16 protein-coding genes are annotated in these 14,702 nt (G+C 60.1%); 1 reads left to right on the forward strand and 15 read right to left on the reverse strand.

Features of this window, described 5'->3' with window-relative positions; translation table 11 throughout:
* Nucleotides 1-59 precede the first annotated feature (59 nt).
* The 3 genes from dnaG to rpsU form a co-directional block, all read right to left on the reverse strand.
* A complete protein-coding gene (dnaG, locus tag AACW18_RS14280) occupies nt 60-1,847 on the reverse strand; it encodes a DNA primase (protein ID WP_218389042.1) in 1,788 nt (595 codons plus the stop codon).
* Nucleotides 1,848-1,936: 89 nt separating this feature from the next.
* Nucleotides 1,937-2,380, reverse strand: coding sequence for a GatB/YqeY domain-containing protein (locus tag AACW18_RS14285; RefSeq protein ID WP_042653031.1), 444 nt, complete (start codon nt 2,378-2,380; stop codon nt 1,937-1,939).
* Nucleotides 2,381-2,395: 15 nt separating this feature from the next.
* A complete protein-coding gene (gene rpsU, locus AACW18_RS14290) occupies nt 2,396-2,611 on the reverse strand; it encodes a 30S ribosomal protein S21 (RefSeq protein WP_005309452.1) in 216 nt (71 codons plus the stop codon).
* Between the two features lie 179 nt (nt 2,612-2,790).
* On the opposite strand from rpsU, the gene tsaD reads away from it, so the two are divergent.
* Entirely contained in the window at nt 2,791-3,804 is a 1,014-nt protein-coding gene (gene tsaD, locus AACW18_RS14295) for a tRNA (adenosine(37)-N6)-threonylcarbamoyltransferase complex transferase subunit TsaD (RefSeq protein ID WP_218389043.1), read from the forward strand.
* An 86-nt stretch (nt 3,805-3,890) separates the two neighbouring features.
* Here tsaD and rpoS read toward each other — a convergent pair whose 3' ends face one another.
* The 12 genes from rpoS to mazG all read right to left on the reverse strand — a co-directional run bounded on the left by rpoS (nt 3,891) and on the right by mazG (nt 14,695).
* The gene (gene rpoS, locus AACW18_RS14300) at nt 3,891-4,874 is read right to left on the reverse strand and encodes an RNA polymerase sigma factor RpoS (protein WP_218291645.1); all 984 of its coding nucleotides are present in this window, start codon (nt 4,872-4,874) and stop codon (nt 3,891-3,893) included.
* A gap of 46 nt (nt 4,875-4,920) precedes the next feature.
* Nucleotides 4,921-5,976, reverse strand: a complete 1,056-nt coding sequence (locus tag AACW18_RS14305) for a LysM peptidoglycan-binding domain-containing protein (protein WP_218389044.1) — start codon at nt 5,974-5,976, stop codon at nt 4,921-4,923.
* Nucleotides 5,977-5,985: 9 nt separating this feature from the next.
* Entirely contained in the window at nt 5,986-6,567 is a 582-nt protein-coding gene (locus AACW18_RS14310) for a YqaA family protein (RefSeq protein ID WP_218329342.1), read from the reverse strand.
* Nucleotides 6,564-7,181, reverse strand: coding sequence for a protein-L-isoaspartate(D-aspartate) O-methyltransferase (locus AACW18_RS14315; protein ID WP_042653036.1), 618 nt, complete (start codon nt 7,179-7,181; stop codon nt 6,564-6,566). The genes AACW18_RS14310 and AACW18_RS14315 overlap by 4 nt, the downstream gene beginning before the upstream one ends.
* Before the next feature lie 4 nt (nt 7,182-7,185).
* On the reverse strand, nt 7,186-7,947 hold the full coding sequence (gene surE / locus AACW18_RS14320) for a 5'/3'-nucleotidase SurE (protein ID WP_218389045.1): 762 nt from the start codon (nt 7,945-7,947) through the stop codon (nt 7,186-7,188).
* The gene (truD, locus tag AACW18_RS14325) at nt 7,928-8,986 is read right to left on the reverse strand and encodes a tRNA pseudouridine(13) synthase TruD (protein WP_218329344.1); all 1,059 of its coding nucleotides are present in this window, start codon (nt 8,984-8,986) and stop codon (nt 7,928-7,930) included. Before truD ends, surE begins: the two co-directional genes overlap by 20 nt.
* Entirely contained in the window at nt 8,986-9,462 is a 477-nt protein-coding gene (gene ispF / locus AACW18_RS14330) for a 2-C-methyl-D-erythritol 2,4-cyclodiphosphate synthase (protein WP_042653038.1), read from the reverse strand. The genes truD and ispF overlap by 1 nt, the downstream gene beginning before the upstream one ends.
* On the reverse strand, nt 9,459-10,190 hold the full coding sequence (ispD, locus tag AACW18_RS14335) for a 2-C-methyl-D-erythritol 4-phosphate cytidylyltransferase (RefSeq protein ID WP_218389046.1): 732 nt from the start codon (nt 10,188-10,190) through the stop codon (nt 9,459-9,461). Before ispD ends, ispF begins: the two co-directional genes overlap by 4 nt.
* On the reverse strand, nt 10,183-10,500 hold the full coding sequence (gene ftsB / locus AACW18_RS14340) for a cell division protein FtsB (RefSeq protein ID WP_042653040.1): 318 nt from the start codon (nt 10,498-10,500) through the stop codon (nt 10,183-10,185). The genes ispD and ftsB overlap by 8 nt, the downstream gene beginning before the upstream one ends.
* Before the next feature lie 230 nt (nt 10,501-10,730).
* Nucleotides 10,731-12,029: a phosphopyruvate hydratase gene (eno, locus tag AACW18_RS14345; protein ID WP_042653041.1), complete on the reverse strand. Its 1,299-nt coding sequence runs from the start codon at nt 12,027-12,029 to the stop codon at nt 10,731-10,733.
* An 89-nt stretch (nt 12,030-12,118) separates the two neighbouring features.
* Nucleotides 12,119-13,756 carry a glutamine hydrolyzing CTP synthase gene (gene pyrG, locus AACW18_RS14350; protein ID WP_042653042.1) on the reverse strand — a complete coding sequence of 546 codons (1,638 nt, stop codon included), beginning with the start codon at nt 13,754-13,756 and terminating at the stop codon, nt 12,119-12,121.
* A 141-nt stretch (nt 13,757-13,897) separates the two neighbouring features.
* The gene (gene mazG / locus AACW18_RS14355; protein WP_218389047.1) at nt 13,898-14,695 is read right to left on the reverse strand and encodes a nucleoside triphosphate pyrophosphohydrolase; all 798 of its coding nucleotides are present in this window, start codon (nt 14,693-14,695) and stop codon (nt 13,898-13,900) included.
* Nucleotides 14,696-14,702: the final 7 nt, after the last annotated feature.

Consider the following 14,702-nt stretch of genomic DNA (forward strand, 5'->3'; position numbering starts at 1 on the left):
TGCTTTTAATCCCGTCGATTCGGGCAACGGTATTTATATTGAGACTAAACACTCAAATATCAAGCCCCACTCTCATTTCTTTTCTCAATCTGCACCTCTCTGATCAGCATCATCAGCTCCTGCCTCTCCTCAGAGCTTAGCCCTTCCTGCGCCACCTTGGCCTGCAACTCTTCGATCCGTTGCTTCAGAAACTGGTTGATGAAACCGACGAAGGTATCCTGCAGTTCACCCAGGATATCCGGCTCCTGATCGAGCTTTATCTCTTCAAACAGGTCGTGCATCGCCAGCTGGGCCAGGATCTCTCCCTCCTTGGTGCCGCGCCAATGCTCCAGCAAGATGCCGGTGGTGACAGCCGGCTGGGACAGGATCTGCTGATGCAGCTGCAACAGGAACTTGATGCCCTGCACCCGCAGCCCGGCTAGCTCCGGCATGGGTGGCAACTCGGCCGTTACCGACGGGTACTGGATCATCAGCGCCAGTGCTCGGCGCAGCGGTGTCAACTTGGCGGCCTTGGGTTTGTTGACCTCCCCCTTGGGCTGGCTATTGCGGGCAAACAGCTCGGCGATCCGCTGCTTGTTCTCCCCCCAGCGCATCATGCTGGAGAGCCGGGTGATCAGCCCCTCGCGGGTGAAGCCTTCCGGCACGCGGCGGATCAGCTCGGCGGCCTTGTTGGCCACCTCAAACTTGCCCGCCTCGCCGGAGAGGGCTGCATCCCGTCCGAGACGCTCGAACATGAAGTCGGCGAAAGGCTGAGCCTCATCCAGCAGGGCCTCGAAGCCCTCCTTACCGATCTGGCGCACCAGCGAGTCCGGATCCTCTCCATCCGGCAGGAACACGAACTTGAGTTCGCGCCCGTCCTGCAGATGAGAGAGTGCATTATCCAGTGCCCGCCAGGCCGCCTCACGACCAGCTTTGTCACCGTCGTAGCAGCAGATCACCTCGGCCGTGGTGCGAAACAGGGTGTGGATATGGTCGCTGGTGGTAGCGGTGCCCAGCGCAGCCACCGCATAGTCGATGTCGTACTGGCCGAGCGCCACCACGTCCATATAGCCTTCCACCACCAGGATCCGGCGAGGATCCTTGTGCGCCTGCTTCACCTCGTAGAGGCCGAACAGCTCCCGCCCCTTGTGGAAGATGGGGGTCTCCGGCGAGTTGAGGTACTTGGGAGTGCCGTCCCCCAACACCCTGCCACCGAAGCCGATGACCCGGCCCCGCTTGTCACGGATCGGAAACATGATGCGATCGCGGAAGCGATCATAGCTGCCGGGGCCGCTGTCGCGGGGGATCAGCATGCCGCCGGAGATGAGCAGCTGTTCGTGATCCCGGCTGGCACCAAAGCGCCGCCTGATTTGATCCCAGTCACCCGGGGCATAGCCAATATTGAAGCGTTTGACCACTTCCCCGGTCAGACCGCGCCCCTTCAGGTATTCCACCGCCTGAGGAGCCCCCTTGAGGTTGCTCTCGTAGAAGCGGGCAATCTGGCTCATCAGCTCATAGAGATCCTTGCTGACGGCAGGTTGGGAACTGGCCGAGCCCCCCAGGCTCTGCTCGCGAGGCACCTGCATGCCCTGCATACTGGCGAGCTCTTCGATGGCGTCGGGGAATTCGAGTCCGTCGTACTCCATGACAAAGCCGATGGCGTTGCCGTGGGCGCCACAGCCGAAACAGTGGTAGAACTGCTTCTCCTGGCTGACGGTGAAAGAGGGGCTTTTTTCGTTATGAAAAGGACAGCAAGCCTGATAGTTCTTACCGGCCTTTTTCAGCCGCACTCGCGAGTCGATCAACTCGACGATATCGGTGCGTACGAGCAGATCATCGATAAAGGATTGTGGGATCCTGCCTGCCATAACCGTCCTGTTTCATTACTCGGAAAAATAAAAAAGCCGCGCATTCACAGGGAAGCACGGCTTCTTTCGACTAACAAGAGAAATGCCTGTTACGCCAAGCGGGTTTTCACCTGAGCACTGACGGCGCCGACATCGGCACGCCCCTGAATCTTCGGCTTCAAGACAGCCATGACCTTGCCCATATCAGCCATGACGGCAGCACCACTTTCAGTGATGGCTTGCTCGATCAGTGCGGCAATTTCGTCTGCGGTCAGCTGTTGCGGCAGAAATTCCTGCAACACCAAGATCTCTGCGGACTCTTTGTCGGCAAGATCCTGACGACCGGCAGCTTCAAATTGGCTGATGGAATCGCGGCGCTGTTTGACCATCTTGGTCACGACAGCGAGGATATCCTCATCATTGAGCTCGATACGGGTATCAACTTCACGCTGCTTGATTTCTGCCATCAACAAACGGATCGTCCCCAGGCGAGCCTTATCTCTGGCAAGCATGGCGAGTTTTTGTTGATCCTTGAGTTGATCCTTCAGAGACACGGCATGATCTCCCGATTAGTACAGGCGGATACGACGTGCGTTTTCGCGGGACAGCTTCTTGGCGTGACGCTTAACGGCAGACGCTTTGGCGCGCTTACGGATGGTAGTCGGCTTCTCGTAGAACTCACGGCTACGAACTTCAGACAGGATACCGGCCTTTTCGCAAGAACGCTTGAAGCGACGCAGAGCAACGTCAAACGGCTCATTTTCACGGACTTTGATTACTGGCATGTGCCTTTCACCTCAGTGATATATTGTTAGCTGACCATCAGTCGATCAGCATGTCTTAAAATGGTGCGAAATTATACTCTGGACAGGGAATGAAAGTAAACCCGCAGAGATCGCTCTGGTTTAAAAAACCCGCGAAGGTTACCATAGCCGTCTCATTTTAGCAGTGAAATTTTTTAGCAATGCGTGTATTGGGCATAGAGACATCCTGTGACGAAACCGGGATCGCGATCTTCGACGATCAAAAAGGGATCCTTTCCCATCAATTATACAGTCAGGTCAAGCTGCATGCGGACTACGGTGGCGTCGTCCCCGAGCTCGCCAGCCGGGATCATGTCCGCAAGACGATCCCCTTGATCCAGGCCGCATTGCAAGAGGCGGGACTGGGTAAAGACGACATCGATGGCATCGCCTACACCGCGGGTCCAGGTCTGGTTGGCGCCATCCTGGTCGGCGCCACCATAGGCCGCTCGCTGGCGATGGCCTGGGGTAAACCCGCCATCGCCGTGCACCATATGGAGGGCCACCTGCTGGCGCCCATGCTGGAGGAGCGGGCCCCCGACTTCCCCTTCGTGGCACTGCTGGTCTCCGGCGGTCACTCCATGCTGGTACGAGTCGATGGCATAGGCCGCTATCAGCTGCTGGGCGAATCCATTGATGATGCCGCCGGTGAGGCGTTCGACAAGACCGCCAAGCTGATGGGGCTGGATTATCCAGGCGGCCCCCTGCTCTCCAGACTGGCCGAGAAGGGCACCACGGGACGCTTCATCTTCCCGCGTCCCATGACCGATCGGCCCGGCCTCGACATGAGCTTCTCCGGTCTCAAGACCTTTGCCGCCAACACCATCGCCGCCAATGCCGACGATGAGCAGACCCGTGCCGACATCGCCCGCGCCTTTGAAGATGCGGTAGTCGATACCCTTGCCATCAAGTGTCGTCGCGCCTTGAAGGAGACAGGGCTCAAGCGCCTAGTGGTGGCCGGTGGCGTCAGCGCCAACCGTCACCTACGTGCCCAGCTGGCCGAGCTGATGGAGGGCCTCAAGGGCGAGGTGTTCTACCCGCGTACCGAATATTGCACCGACAATGGCGCCATGATCGCCTACGCTGGCATGCAGCGCCTCAAGGCCGGGGTGTTTGAACCGCTGGCAATCAAGGCGGTGCCTCGCTGGCCGCTGGATACCCTGGATCCGGTCTGATCCTGAGGATCCTGTCGCAATGAAAAGGGGCCAATGGCCCCTTTGTTGTCTCTGTCGGCTGCTCCGCGGCCATCAGTTGGTACGGACTAATTGGTTCTAAACAGGGCCTCGATGGAAAGCCCCTGCCCCAGCAGGATCTCCCGCAGGCGACGCAAGCCTTCCACCTGGATCTGGCGTACCCGCTCCCGGGTCAGTCCGATCTCGGCGCCCACGTCTTCCAGAGTGGCCGGCTCATAGCCGAGCAGGCCGAAACGCCGGGCCAGCACCTCCCGCTGCTTGGGATTCAGCTCCTCCAGCCAGTGGACTATGCTGCTGCGCATATCGTCCTCCTGGGATTCCAGCTCGGGCCCCATACCGCGCTCATCGGACAGGACATCGAGCAGCGCCTTGTCGCGATCGCCGCCGATGGGGGTATCCACCGAGGTGATCTTCTCGTTGAGCTTGAGCATGCGGTTCACGTCATCGACCGAACGATCCAGCGCATGGGCAATGTCCTCGGCGGTGGGTTCATGATCGAGACGGTGCGAGAGCTCGCGGGCGGTACGCAGGTAGACGTTCAGCTCCTTGACCACGTGGATCGGCAGCCGGATGGTGCGGGTCTGGTTCATGATGGCCCGCTCTATGGTCTGGCGGATCCACCAGGTGGCATAGGTGGAAAAACGGAAGCCGCGCTCGGGGTCGAACTTTTCGACCGCACGGATAAGACCGAGGTTGCCCTCTTCGATGAGATCCAGCAGCACCAGGCCGCGGTTGTTGTAGCGTCGGGCGATCTTGACCACCAGCCGCAAGTTGGACTCGATCATGCGCTTGCGGGCGGCTTTGTCACCGCGCAAGGCACGACGGGCGTAATAAACTTCCTCTTCAGCCGTGAGCAAGGGGGAGAAGCCAATCTCCCCCAGGTAGAGCTGGGTGGCATCCATGACCTTGTTCAGTTCCGGCACCATCAATTCGTCGGAGATAGTCTCCTCAACCTCGGCGGCAACTTCCTGAACCTCTTCTTCCTCATGGGTTTCCAGCTCTTCGTCGAACTCTAATTCTGCATCCTGCATTACCAGTTGTTCTTGGCTCATGATATGTCTCCCTGACCTGAACCAGAGTAAGACCTAGCTCTCTGGGTTAACGCTTTGGCAAATAGCTCATCGGGTTAATCGACTTGCCTCTGTACCGGATCTCGAAGTGCAAGCGCACATCCGGTGCGTCCGTGCTACCCATATTGGCGATGACAGTGCCCCCTTTGACGGAGTCACCCTCCTTCACCCGCAACTCATCGTTGTGGGCATAAGCGGAGAGGTAGTCATCATCGTGCTTGAGAATAATCAGCTTGCCATAGCCCCGCAGCGCGCTGCCCGCATAGACAACCTTGCCACCACTCGCGGCGTAGATGGGTTGCCCCTTCTGACCCGAGATATCGATGCCCTTGTTGCCCTGCTCCGCGACAGAGAAACCTTCGACGACCCGGCCTTGAGTCGGCCAGTGCCATGAGAGCTTCGACTGGGAGCTGCTTGTTTTTTGTTCTTTGACCTGAGCGTATGCTGTTGAAGATGATGGAGCAATCGTTTTCTGTGCGATGAACGGAGTGGTCGTACCTGCCGGGGCGGTCGCCATAGGCTTGGGACCCGAACTGGCCACTACCGCCGTCGCCGCCACCATCTGGCTGCCTCCGGTCGCACTCGACCCGACCTTGAGCACCTGCCCCACATTCAGGGCATAGGGCGCCTGCAGGTTGTTGCGCTGCGCCAGGGTCTGGTTCGACACGTTGAACTGACGCCCAATGCTGCTCAGGGTGTCGCCGCGGCGCACCTCATAGGTACCGGCGCCACTGACGGCACTGCTGGTACTGCCGGTGCTGGCCACCGCGGCAGAGGAGCCATCCAGCCTGAGCTGCTGGCCCGGGTAGATGTTGTAGGGGGGGCTGATCCCGTTGAGGCTGACCAAGGACGCGACATCCATGCCCGAACGGAAGGCGATGGAATAGAGGGTATCCCCCTTGACCACTGTGTAACCGCCGCCCTGCATGCCCGGATTGGCCATGTTTTGACGAGTCGGGATGGTCGAGGCAATGGGGTCATTGCCGAGACTCTGTACCGGGGCAGCAGTCTTGCTGGAAGAGCAGGCAAGCAGTAGCCATGACAACACGACGACACTACTTCCTTGCCAAACACGCGAACGCATAGTGGATCCTTAACGACTAAACCAGAAATAGGCCGCAATGGCCAAACCAATACAGAGCCAGCCAAGCACATCCACATAGTGCATCAGCTTGCGCTCCATCTTCTCACCGCCCCAGCGCATCAGGCCCGCCACCAGGAAGAAGCGCATGCCACGACCAATGATGGAGGTCACGATAAAAGGCAGTAGCGCCATATGGAGCAAGCCCGCCGTGACGGTAAACACCTTGTAGGGGATCGGCGTGAAACTGGCAATGAAAATCACCCAGATGCCCCATTGTTCGAACCACTGCTCGGCCAGGGCGATCTTGTCCTCATAGCCGACAGAGACCACCAGCGGCTGCACCACCGGCTCCCACAGGGCGTAGCCCAGCAGGTAGCCAAACACCGCCCCCAGCACCGAGAACAGGGTGGCCAGGCCGGCGTAGTGCCATGCCCGGTGGGGCTTGGCCAGCGCCATGGGCGCCAGCATCACATCCACCGGGATGGGCCAGAATACGGATTCGATAAAGGCGGTGATCGCCAGATAATAAGGCGCGTACTTGTGGCGCGCCCACTGCATCACCAGCACATAGAGGCGGGAAAACAACTTCACTCAACATCTCCGTCAATGAGGGGAACAAAACGCACCGGCTCCAGGATCCGGCTGGTCAGCTGGGAGCCAGAGCGTTCGATAAGCTGCAGCGTCTGTTGGCTGTCGCCCACCGGCAGCACCAGCCGGCCACCCTCGGCCAGCTGATCGGTCAGGGCCTTGGGCACCTCGCTGGCCGCCGCCGTCACCAGAATGGCATCGAACGGCCCCTTGTTGGGCCATCCCAACCAGCCGTTGCCGTGCTTGGCCGAGACATTGTGCAGATCGAGCTGACGCAACCGGCGCCGGGCCAGGAACTGCAGCGACTTGATCCGCTCCACCGTGTAGACATGTTCCACCAGATGAGCCAGCACCGCGGTCTGATAACCGGAGCCAGTGCCGATCTCCAGCACATGGGCCGGATTGTTCTGGATCAGCAGCTCGGTCATCCGCGCCACCATGTAGGGTTGCGAGATGGTCTGGCCGTGGCCGATGGGCAGGGCCGTATTGTCCCAGGCCTTGTGCGCCATGGCCTCGTCCACGAACAGCTGGCGTGGCACTTTCGCAATCGCCGCGAGCACGCGGAAATCGCGAATATCCTGGGCAATCAGCTGATTCAAAAGGCGTTGTACGATCACACCTTCATCCCTGCAGATCTAGCCAGGCTCCCAGACCCGCCAGACTGTTGTAGGCAGTCATGTCGATGGTCAATGGGGTGATGGAGACGTAACCCTGCTCGATGGCCGCGAAATCCGTGCCCTCCCCCGCATCCTGCTGACTGCCCGGGGGGCCGATCCAGTAGATGGGTTGACCACGAGGATCCTCGGTGCGGATCACTGACTCGGCGCGATGGCGGTTGCCAAGGCGCGTCACCTTGATCCCCTTGATCTGACTGAGCGGCAGATCCGGCACATTCACGTTGAGGATCTGATCGGCGGGCAGCGAGTGCAGCATCAGGCCCCGCACCAGCAGGGCGGCATAGTGGGCCGCCGTGGCGAAGTGGGTCCTGCCCACCAGCGAAATGGCCAGGGAGGGAAAACCGAGGTGGCGTCCCTCGGTCGCCGCCGCAACTGTGCCGGAGTAGATGACATCATCCCCCAGGTTGGCGCCGTGATTGATGCCGGCCACCACCATGTCCGGCTCGGGCCGCACCAGCTCGTTGACCGCCAGGTGCACGCAATCCGTCGGCGTGCCCTTGACCGCATAGCTCTCGATCCCATTAAAGCCGGATTCGCTGAGGCGGGTGACCCGCAGCGGCACCTCCAGCGTCAGGGAGTGACTCGCGCCGCTGCGGTTGCGATCCGGCGCCACCACTATGACCTCGCCACAGGCAGTCAGCGCAGTGCTGAGGGCACGAATGCCCTCGGCATGTACGCCATCGTCATTACTGACCAGAATTCGCATCGGTTGGGTTCCTGAAACCGTGATCGGCCTCTTCGGCCTGCATTAACTCGCGCACCACGCTGGTGGCAAAGGCCCCGGCCGGCAGGAAGAACGACAGGGTCAAGGCCTCGGCGTCCAGCGTCCAGCTCATCCCCTCCGGCAGCAGCAGCAGCGGACGTCTATCCTGATCCAGCCCGGCCTTCTCCAACCCGGCACACCAGTCGCCATAAGCCGCCAGCACCCCTTGTTCGAACTCGGCGGCGGCACCCTGACTGGCCAGCCGGCCACGACCCCACTGGGGGGCGGTCAGCTGCACATCGCCGGAGGCCAACCGCGCCTCCAGCTCGGGGGTCAGCGTCTCTTCACTGAAGATGGAGTGACTGCCCTTGAGCATCACGCAGTCGCCGGCCAGCAACTGATGGGCCAGCCCCTGCTCGATGCGGGCACTGACGATGGCGTTGAACAGCATGCTGCGGGCGGCGGAGAGATAGAGGGAGCGCTTGTTGCGATCGTTGATCCGCTTGCCGGCGAACATCGCCTTGGCCGCCTCCAGGTTGTTGCCGCCACGGCCGAAGCGCTGCTCGCCGTAGTAGTTCGGCACCCCCTGGCTGGCGATGGCCTGCAGACGGGGCTCCAACCCCTCGCTCTGCTCCAGCCCGGTCAGGCGCAGGCGGAAGTGGTTGCCCTTGAGGTAGCCGACCCGCAGCTTGCGGTTGTGACGCTTGGCCTGCAGGATCTGGATGCTGTCGCTCTGGATGACCGACAGATCCGGCTCTGCCTTGCCCGGCAGGTGAATGCCGAACCACTGTTCGGTCACCGCGTGGCGATCCTTGAGGCCGGCCCAGGTCACCGCGTTGCGATTGACCCCGGCCGCATCGGCCAGCAGGCCCGCCACCCAGGCGGTGTTCTCGCCGGTCTTGCGCACCCGCACGAAGATATGTTCCCCCTCGCCGCAGGGCTCGAAACCGAGATCCTCATTGACCACGAAGTCGCCGGCCTCGGCCTTGAGGATACCGCGGGCAGTCGGTGCCCCATGCAAATAGCTAAGCTGTTCCAACATCATTGTTTCACCAGTAAGACGACGGCTTCGGTGGCGATCCCTTCCTTGCGCCCCGTGAATCCAAGCTGCTCTGTGGTGGTCGCCTTGACATTCACCCGGTTCAAATCACATTTCAAATCCGCCGCCAGCACGGCGCACATGGCCTCGATATGGGGGGCCATCTTGGGGGCCTGGGCGATGATGGTCACGTCCAGATTGCCGATGGCATAACCCGCCTGCTGCACCCTGGCAAACACGTCCCGCAGCAGAATGCGGCTGTCGATCCCCTTGAACTCGGCGGCGGTATCGGGGAAGTGGCGGCCGATATCACCGGCACCGATCGCCCCCAGCAGCGCATCACTCACCGCGTGCAGCACCACATCACCGTCGGAGTGGGCCAACAGCCCTTGTTCGTACGGCACCGCCACCCCGCCCAGCATGCAGGGGCCAACCCCGCCAAATCGGTGTACATCAAAACCATGTCCAATGCGGATCATGATGGCTCCTTGAACGATGAATCGGGTTGCGCCTGCTGGCGCCCATTCTGTTGATCTAAAAAGAGCCCCGCCAGGGAGAGATCCTCCGGCCGGGTCACCTTGATATTGTCGGCGCGCCCTTCCACCATGCGCACCGGATAACCGGCGCGCTCCATGGCGGAGGCCTCATCGGTGATGGTGGCGCCCAGTGCCAGCCCCTCCTCCAGCGCCCGCCTCAGGGGAGCAGTGGGGAACATCTGCGGGGTCAGGGCATGCCAGAGCTGCTCGCGCTCTACGGTTGCCACTATGTTGCCCTGTTCATCGGTGCGCTTCATGGTGTCGCGCACCCGGCTGCCGAGGATGGCGCCATCGCACACCAGGGCCGCCGCGATCAGCTTGTCGAGATCGCCGTGGCAGAGGCAGGGACGGGCGGCATCGTGCACCAGCACCCAGTCCCCGCTCGCCACATGCAGGGCATTCAGGACCGAATAGGCGCGCTCGCTCCCCCCCTCGACCCGCAGGATACGCGGATCGGCCGCCACCGGCAGGGCATCGAACCAGCCGTCATGGGGGGCCAGCGCCACTATCACCTGAGTGATGGCTGGATGGGACAGCAGCCGGGCGAGGCTGTGCTCCAGAATGGTCTGGCCGGCCAGTTGCAGATACTGTTTCGGACAATCGGCCCCCATCCGGCTGCCAATCCCGGCGGCGGGAACGATAGCGGTCAGCCCGGTGTGGCGATCAGTCATCGTAGGGCGCACCGTCCGGCTCAGTCTCCTGGCCATTATCCTTGGGAATGATCCGGTAGAAGGTCTCACCCTGCTTGATGTAGCCGAGATCGTTGCGCGACAGCTCCTCGATAGCCTCAAGGCCCGAGGTCAGATCGTCAATCTCGCGATAAATCAGGTTGTTGCGGTCCTTGAGAACCAGATTGTCCTGCTGCTGCCGGTGAATGGCATCGGAGAGTTCCCGATAGTCGGAGAGGCCATTCTTCCCCAGCCAGAAGTCATATTGCAGCCCTCCCAACAGGAAGAGCAGGATAAGAGTGAGTAGCCGCATGCACTGAGTCTCCTTCAAGCGGCCTAGTTTCCCATATTCGCAGGCAAGACAAAAGGAAGCCGGTGATCCAGACGGGCAGGGCCGAACAAAAAAGGCGAAAAGACCATGGCCACCACCGAAAACATCTCACCCGACATCTGCTCGGACTGTGGGCAAACCAGTCTGTGGACATAAAAAAACCCCGCCAGGGTGGCGGGGTTTTTCAACAGCTTAAAAAGTGCAGGCAGTAATTACTGGCCTTTCACTTCTTTCAGACCGCGGAACGGAGCCTTGGCACCCAGGGCTTCTTCGATACGGATCAGCTGGTTGTACTTGGCAACACGGTCAGAACGGCTCATGGAACCGGTCTTGATCTGGCCAGCAGCGGTACCCACGGCCAGGTCGGCGATGGTCGCGTCTTCGGTCTCACCGGAGCGGTGGGAGATGACGGCGGTGTAGCCAGCGTCTTTGGCCATCTTGATGGCAGCCAGAGTCTCGGTCAGGGAACCGATCTGGTTGAACTTGATCAGGATGGAGTTGGCGATGCCGTTGTCGATGCCGCGCTTCAGGATCTTGGTGTTGGTTACGAACAGGTCGTCACCCACGATCTGGATCTTGCTACCCAGTTCCTTGGTCTGGTAGGCGAAGCCGTCCCAGTCGGATTCGTCCAGGCCATCTTCGATGGAGACGATCGGGAACTTGGTGGTCAGGTCGGCCAGGTAGTCGGAGAACTCGTTGGAGGTGAAGATACGACCTTCGCCCTTCAGGTTGTACTCTTTCTTCTCGGCGTCGTAGAACTCGGAAGCGGCGCAGTCCATGGCCAGGGTGATATCGGTACCCAGCTTGTAACCGGCAGCAGCAACGGCTTCGGAGATCACTTCCAGCGCTTCGGCGTTGGACTTCAGGTTAGGTGCGAAACCGCCTTCGTCACCCACTGCGGTGGCGTAGCCCTTGGACTTCAGTACCTTGGCCAGGTTGTGGAAGACCTCGGCACCCATGCGGATGGCTTCTTTCAGGGTCTTGGCGCCAACCGGCTGGATCATGAACTCCTGGATGTCGACGTTGTTGTCGGCGTGCTCACCACCGTTGATGATGTTCATCATCGGCAGCGGCATGGAGTAAACACCCGGGGTACCGTTCAGCTCGGCGATGTGAGCGTACAGCGGCAGGCCCTTGGCGGCAGCAGCAGCTTTGGCGTTGGCCAGGGAAACAGCCAGGATGGCGTTGGCGCCGAACTTGGATTTGTTCTCGGTACCGTCGAGGTCGATCATGATCTGGTCAATAGCGGCCTGGTCCTTGGCATCTTTACCCAGCAGAGCCTGAGCGATCGGGCCGTTAACGGCTTCGATGGCTTTCAGCACGCCTTTACCCAGGAAACGGCTCTTGTCGCCGTCACGCAGTTCCAGCGCTTCGCGGGAACCGGTGGACGCGCCAGACGGAGCGGCTGCCATACCAACAAAACCACCTTCCAGATGAACTTCGGCCTCAACGGTCGGGTTACCACGGGAGTCGATGATTTCACGACCGATCACTTTAACGATCTTGGACATGTGTATTTCCTCAGGTTTCGTAAAAAAACAACAAAAATATGCCAAAAAAAGCGGCTGTGGCACAGAGCCTCAACCGCATTTATTTTCAATTACTTCAGATTACGCTTCTGATACTCGCCGGCGGCCTTCACGAAACCGGCAAACAGGGCGTGTCCATCACGGGGAGTCGAGGTGAACTCCGGGTGGAACTGCGCCGCTACAAACCAAGGGTGATCCGGAATCTCGATAATTTCCACCAATTTCTTGTCGGCGGAGAGACCGGTCACCTTCAAGCCGGCCGCTTCGATCTGCGGCAGCAGCTTGTTGTTCACCTCATAACGGTGACGGTGGCGCTCATAAATGGTCGGGCTGCCGTACATCTGGCGCACCTTGGAGCCTTCTACCAGGTGGCAGAGCTGGGAGCCCAGACGCATGGTGCCACCCAGATCGGATTTCTCGGTACGGGTCTCGACGTTGCCTTCTTCATCCACCCATTCGGTGATGAGGCCAACGACCGGGTAGGCGCAATCTTTCTTGAATTCGGAGGAGTGAGCCCCTGTCATGCCGGCCACGTTGCGAGCGAACTCGATCATGGCAACCTGCATCCCCAGGCAGATACCCAGGTAGGGGATCTTGTTCTCACGGGCATACTGGGCGGCCAGGATCTTGCCTTCCACGCCACGCTCGCCGAAGCCACCCGGCACCAGGATCGCATCCAGACCTTCCAGCAGCTCGGAGCCACGGGTCTCGATGTCCTGGGAATCGATGAACTTGATGTTGACCGACAGACGGGTCTTCAGGCCACCGTGCTTGAGCGCCTCGTTGACGGACTTGTAGGCATCCGGCAGGGAAACATACTTGCCGACCATGCCGATGGTCACTTCCGCGGTCGGGTTGGCCTCTTCGTAGACAACCTGTTCCCACTCGGACAAGTCGGCTTCGTTGCACTTCAGGCCGAAACGGGCGATGAAGTAGTCATCCAGATTCTGGGATTTCAGCAGCGCCGGGATCTTGTAGATGGAGTCGACGTCTTTCATGGAGATGACGGCGCGCTCTGGCACGTTGCAGAACAGGGCAATCTTGGCACGCTCGTTGGCCGGAATGGCGCGATCGGAGCGGCAGATCAGCACGTCCGGCTGGATCCCGATGGAGAGCAGCTCTTTGACCGAGTGCTGGGTCGGCTTGGTCTTCACCTCGCCGGCGGCGGCCAGGTAGGGAACCAGGGTCAGGTGCATGAACATCGCATTGTCGCGGCTCACTTCGGCGGCCAGCTGACGAATGGCTTCGAGGAACGGCAGGGACTCGATATCGCCCACTGTACCGCCCACTTCGACGATGGCCACCTGATGGCCTTCGGCACCGGCAATCACCCGCTCCTTGATGGCGTTGGTGATGTGCGGGATGACCTGGATGGTGGCGCCCAGATAGTCACCACGACGCTCTTTGCGCAGCACGTCGGCGTAGATGCGACCTGTGGTGAAGTTGTTGCGACGGGTCATCTTGGTGCGGATGAAACGCTCGTAATGGCCCAGATCCAGATCGGTCTCGGCCCCGTCCTCGGTTACGAACACTTCACCGTGCTGGGTCGGGCTCATGGTGCCCGGATCCACGTTGATATAGGGGTCCAGTTTCATGATGGTCACATCCAGACCACGGGCTTCCAGAATGGCTGCCAGAGAAGCTGCGGCAATGCCTTTGCCGAGGGATGAAACAACGCCACCAGTTACAAAAATATATTTTGTCGTCATGCTGAACCTGAAAGAAGTTTAGGGAATTTTAAGGGGTGCTTCGGGGATGAAGCAGGACGGGGAAACAGTATACCAAAACCCCCTCTCCCAAACAATGAACAAAAATCTATCAGGCTCGCCACTCCCCCGTCTTGCGCCAAATCAACTTTGTTCGGTTTCCTTGGCCTTGTCCCAGGCTGCATCCAGCTTCTCCAGGGAACAATCGGTCATTTTCAGCCCTTCCGCGGCAATAAACTGTTCAACCTGACGAAAACGACGTTCGAACTTGGTGTTGGCGGCCCGCAGCACCTGCTCCGGATCCTTGCCCAGATGGCGTACCAGGTTGACGGTGGCAAACAGCAGATCGCCGAGCTCATCGCTGACCCTCTCTTCGTCAACGTCGACCATCAGCGCCTCCTCCATCACCTCCTCGATCTCCTCGTGGATCTTGTCCACCACGGGGCCGAGCGTCTTCCAGTCGAAACCGACGGTGGCGCAGCGCTTCTGGATCTTGGCGGCGCGGGTCAGGGCCGGCAGCGCGAGCGGTATGTCGTCCAGCACGCTCTCCTTGTCGAGCGCGGCGCGCTCCTTGGCCTTCTCCGCCTCCCAGTTCAACTTGACCGCCTGCTCGTCACCCAGCTCCGCATCGGAGAACACATGGGAATGGCGGCGGATCAGCTTCTCACTCACCGTAGCGACGATATCGGCGAAATCGAACAGCCCCTGCTCCTTGCCCAGCTGGGCGTAGAACACCACCTGGAACAGCAGATCGCCGAGTTCGCCCTTCAATCCTTCCCAATCCCGGGTTTCGATGGCATCGGCCACCTCGTAGGCCTCCTCCAGGGTGTGGGGCACTATGGTCTGGAAATCCTGCTTGAGATCCCAGGGGCAACCCCCTTGCGGATTACGCAGTTGAGCCATGATCTCGAGCAGTTGGGGCAGGTCGTAACGTTGGGACATGGGCTCT

Source organism: Aeromonas sp. sia0103, assembly GCF_963895295.1.
Taxonomy (GTDB): Bacteria; Pseudomonadota; Gammaproteobacteria; order Enterobacterales; family Aeromonadaceae; genus Aeromonas; species Aeromonas encheleia.

Bases quoted from the DNA above. Each gene is read 5' to 3' on its own strand.
- rpsU (WP_005309452.1), bottom strand. From the start codon at position 2,611: ATGCCAGTAATCAAAGTCCGTGAAAATGAGCCGTTTGACGTTGCTCTG.
- mazG (WP_218389047.1), bottom strand. From the start codon at position 14,695: ATGTCCCAACGTTACGACCTGCCCCAACTGCTCGAGATCATGGCTCAA.
- ispD (WP_218389046.1), bottom strand. From the start codon at position 10,190: ATGACTGATCGCCACACCGGGCTGACCGCTATCGTTCCCGCCGCCGGG.
- rpoS (WP_218291645.1), bottom strand. From the start codon at position 4,874: ATGAGCCAAGAACAACTGGTAATGCAGGATGCAGAATTAGAGTTCGAC.
- tsaD (WP_218389043.1), top strand. From the start codon at position 2,791: ATGCGTGTATTGGGCATAGAGACATCCTGTGACGAAACCGGGATCGCG.
- pyrG (WP_042653042.1), bottom strand. From the start codon at position 13,756: ATGACGACAAAATATATTTTTGTAACTGGTGGCGTTGTTTCATCCCTC.
- eno (WP_042653041.1), bottom strand. From the start codon at position 12,029: ATGTCCAAGATCGTTAAAGTGATCGGTCGTGAAATCATCGACTCCCGT.
- AACW18_RS14305 (WP_218389044.1), bottom strand. From the start codon at position 5,976: ATGCGTTCGCGTGTTTGGCAAGGAAGTAGTGTCGTCGTGTTGTCATGG.
- truD (WP_218329344.1), bottom strand. From the start codon at position 8,986: ATGTTGGAACAGCTTAGCTATTTGCATGGGGCACCGACTGCCCGCGGT.
- ftsB (WP_042653040.1), bottom strand. From the start codon at position 10,500: ATGCGGCTACTCACTCTTATCCTGCTCTTCCTGTTGGGAGGGCTGCAA.
- ispF (WP_042653038.1), bottom strand. From the start codon at position 9,462: ATGATCCGCATTGGACATGGTTTTGATGTACACCGATTTGGCGGGGTT.
- surE (WP_218389045.1), bottom strand. From the start codon at position 7,947: ATGCGAATTCTGGTCAGTAATGACGATGGCGTACATGCCGAGGGCATT.
- dnaG (WP_218389042.1), bottom strand. From the start codon at position 1,847: ATGGCAGGCAGGATCCCACAATCCTTTATCGATGATCTGCTCGTACGC.